Here is a 3,869-nt window from a genome sequence, read left to right as displayed (position 1 = left end):
CAATATGCCTATAAACTGGAACCTGTGGCGCATCCCGCCATTCCGGAAAACGCGTTTAAAGTGAATGGCATTTCGGATATTATGGTATTGGGTGATGATAAATTATTAACTATTGAAAGATCCTTTTCCACCGGTGTAAAGGATTGTACGATTAAAGTGTTTATCACCGACCTTCATAATGCCACGGATATAAGCGGTATTAATTCCCTGCAGACAGATACCCGTTTTAAACCGGCTGCCAAAACTTTATTACTGGACTTCGTAAGCCTGGGAAAATATATAGATAACATCGAAGGCGTTACTTTCGGCCCCGTATTACCCAATGGGCATCGGAGCCTGGTATTTGTTGCAGATAATAATTTTTCTGAGAAAGAAGAAAACCAGTTTTTCCTCTTTGAAATTATCCCCTAAAAACAATAAAGCCCATCTGTTGTTATGATCAGAAAACTGCTCTATGAAATACTTGCCATTATTGTTATTGCCTGTGGTCTTTGCTGCCTGCCAGAGTTCCGGTACAACAACCGGCCAGTCGGATAATACAGCAGTGAGCTCCTCTTCAGACACTGCGGCGGTAGTTACTTATTCCGGGACCCTGCCATGCGCCGACTGTGAAGGCATTGTTACAGAACTCACACTCCAGAGGCGACCGGAGAACCATTTCATTCTGAAAGAAACCTACCAGGGGAAAAACCAGACATTGCCAAGCCAGGGTACCTATACCATTGTGCATGGAACCGCGGTTGATCCAGGAGCTACCGTGATCCATCTGAATCCTGATAAGGACAGGAACCTTCAGCGCTATTACCAGCAGGTAAATGACAACGAATTGCTCCTGCTGGATGCTGAGCAGAAAACTATACAAAACGGGCGTAATTATACCCTGAAAAAGGTGCTTTAGTATGTAAAGATGATAAAAGGGGTTTGAAACGCCGTTTTAAAATAAACCGGCGCCTGGTGTTATATCAAAAAAGTCGCTTAAATTTAGCGGTGACCTGTGACCTTTTATCATTCTGACTTATTATGAATCGCATTCCGGGCTATCTGATTTTATGCTTACTCTTTTTTATAAATGCCTATGGTAAAGCACCGGCCGACAGCCTGCTGAAAGAACTCAACAAAACGATGGCCCAATCGGCTGTTTATGATTCCATCAAGCTCCGTGGAATTGACAGTATAAAAAGGACCAGGCAGGCAGCAGGCAATGATGTTACTCAACAATATCTTATTTGCAGGCAACTTTACAATGCCTACAAAGTATTCAATTTCGATTCTGCATTTACATATGCCCGGCAGCTGCAGGTGCTGGCGGAGCAGTTGCACGACCCGGTACTGATCACGGATGCACGGATTAAGCTGGGGTATGTGTTATTATCATCCGGCATGTTCACCGAAACGGCCGCCTTTATCAATACCATTGATCCGACCGGTGCGCCGGATAGTATCCGGGTAGAATTTTTCCTGATGAAAAGCCGCCTGTATTTTGACCTGGCAGACTATAACCAGGATAAATATTATACCCCGGCCTATATTAAGCAAGCCAGTATATATGTTGATTCCGCGCTTCACCTGGTGGCGCCCGGTTCATTTGAATATAAGTACAACAAAGGATTACAGTTATTCAAACTGGGAGATGTCACGGGAGCCCTGGCTATTTTCCCGAACCTGGATCAGCCCGGGCTTTCGGGCCGGCAACTGGCCATATCAGCCTGTACCCTGGGTTCCATATATGATGCCGCCGGTAACAAGGATACTGCTATTTGCCTGATGATCAGATCTGCCATTGCGGATATCCAGACTTCCACCAAAGAAACCATGGCCGCCTACAGCCTGGCCACCCTGCTTTTTGAAAAGGGCGATGTAAAAAATGCATCTCATTGTATTGAAAGGGCTATTTCGGAAGCCGTGTTTTATGGCGCCCGGCAAAGAAAAGTAATGGTAAGTAGTATTTTACCCATTATTGAGCATGAACGGATCAATACAGCAGAAGAAAGAACCAGGTCTTTGCTCATTTATGCCGCTATTGTAACCCTGTTGCTGATGGCATTGGTAATATTGGCCATTACTGTATTCCGGCAGGTGCAGAAACTCAAAACCGCTCAACGCATTATTACCGCCGCTAACCTGAAACAGCAGGAAATCAACAACCAGTTGCTGGAAGCCAATAAGATTAAAGAGGAGTATGTAGGTTATTGCTTTAATATTAATGCCACCTACATTGGAAAAATAGAGAAGCTGAAACAGAACCTTGAGCAGAAGTTAACCGACAATAAACCGTCAGAACTCAGATTTCTGGTAAATAATATTAACATCCGCCAGGAAAGGGAAGAGCTTTTCACCAATTTCGACCGGGTATTCCTTAAAATATTTCCGCACTTCGTGGCAGAATTCAATGCACTTTTTGACAAAGAAAACCAGGTGGTGCTGAAAGAAAACGAACTGTTGAATACGGATATCCGGATCTTTGCCCTGATCCGGATCGGTATCAGCGACAATGAAAAAATTGCCCGCATCCTGGAGTATTCAGTAAATACCATTTATGCCTATAAAACCCGGATCAAAAAGCGCGCACTAATCCCCAGTGAAGAATTCGAAACGCATATTATGAACATTAAAGCCCTGTAAAAAGCGCTGAAATCCTTCTTATGCTATTTATATATCAAATATTTATATGTAAATATAAGTATTTGAAATTCAATGATATTAGTGAGATAATTTTGGATTATTCGCCTTTATTTTCTATATTTTGATTGTAAAACTTGTTGACCTGCTGATTCATTTTTTACTTTGGATCAGTAGAATGATAATACCAAAACTCTAAATTCTAACTGAGAACTAAAAACCACTAAAAGAAGACAGAACGACCAGGGTCGGTTCAAAAAACAAAGATTATCCACGTTGACAAAACTGCCGGGCATACCCGGCAAGCAACGCCTTATTTTCCGTTCACAAAAAATTTAATGAAAAACATTTAATCCACGGGAGCAGTATATACGACTGCTCAAAAAATCCACTTTATGTTTAAAACAAGATCCATTAAGCATCTTTTTTTGTGCACATTAATGTTGGCAATACAAGGCATTGCCGCCGCACAAAATAAGACCATTACCGGTAAGATCACGGACAAGAACGGGGTGGCTATCCCGGGCGCCACTGTTCAGATAAAAGGCACTAAAAGCGGGACTTCCGCCGATGCCGAGGGAGCTTTCAAGGTATCTGTGCCTCCGGAAGCGACCGCGCTGATCATCACTTTCATCGGGTATACTGCCCAGGAAGTGAGCATTGCCGGCAAAACAAATGTAAACGTACAACTGGTACAGGAAAATACGACCCTTACGGATGTAGTGGTAGTAGGTTATGGTACCTCCCGTAAAAAGGATATTACCGGCGCTATTGCCCAGGTGAAAGCCGCCGATTTTAATAAGGGTATCACCTCTGCCCCGGATCAGCTGATCCAGGGTAAGGTATCAGGTTTGATGATATTGAATAACAATGGCGCTCCCGGCGCCTCCGCCACGGTAAGGATCAGGGGAGTATCTTCTGTTCGTACCGGCAACCAGCCACTGTATGTGGTGGACGGAGTTCCGCTGGACGGCCGTGTAGCACGCCCTTCCCTTAACCTCACCGGGTTAGGGCAAACGCCGGACGCCAACCCGCTCAACTTTATCAACAGCAACGATATTGCCACTATGGAAGTATTGAAAGATGCTTCTGCCACCGCCATTTATGGCTCCCGTGGCTCAAACGGCGTTATCATTATCAATACCAAAAAAGGAACGGCTGGTCCTACTGTAGTAGATGTTAACTATTCCGTGGGCATGAGCAACATCATGAGGAAACTTGATGTGCTGAATGGGGATGAATACCGTGCC

General features: G+C 44.1%; 4 protein-coding genes. All 4 read left to right on the top strand.

The features are described 5' to 3' along the window. Positions 1-411: esterase-like activity of phytase family protein (locus VIM72_RS24595; RefSeq protein WP_332005474.1), on the top strand; the 411-nt coding region annotated here is incomplete at its 5' end. A gap of 43 nt (positions 412-454) precedes the next feature. Next, positions 455-898: a copper resistance protein NlpE gene (locus VIM72_RS24590; protein ID WP_332005473.1), complete on the top strand. Its 444-nt coding sequence runs from the start codon at positions 455-457 to the stop codon at positions 896-898. 122 nt (positions 899-1,020) lie between these two features. Continuing rightward, positions 1,021-2,622, top strand: a complete 1,602-nt coding sequence (locus tag VIM72_RS24585) for a DUF6377 domain-containing protein (RefSeq protein ID WP_332005472.1) — start codon at positions 1,021-1,023, stop codon at positions 2,620-2,622. 392 nt (positions 2,623-3,014) lie between these two features. Beyond that, positions 3,015-3,869: TonB-dependent receptor plug domain-containing protein (locus VIM72_RS24580; protein ID WP_332005471.1), on the top strand; the 855-nt coding region annotated here is incomplete at its 3' end.

Source organism: Chitinophaga sp., from assembly GCF_036569185.1.
Taxonomy (GTDB): Bacteria; Bacteroidota; Bacteroidia; order Chitinophagales; family Chitinophagaceae; genus Chitinophaga.
Note: the sequence above shows the minus strand (reverse complement) of the source record. Positions and strands in the feature narration are given on the sequence as shown.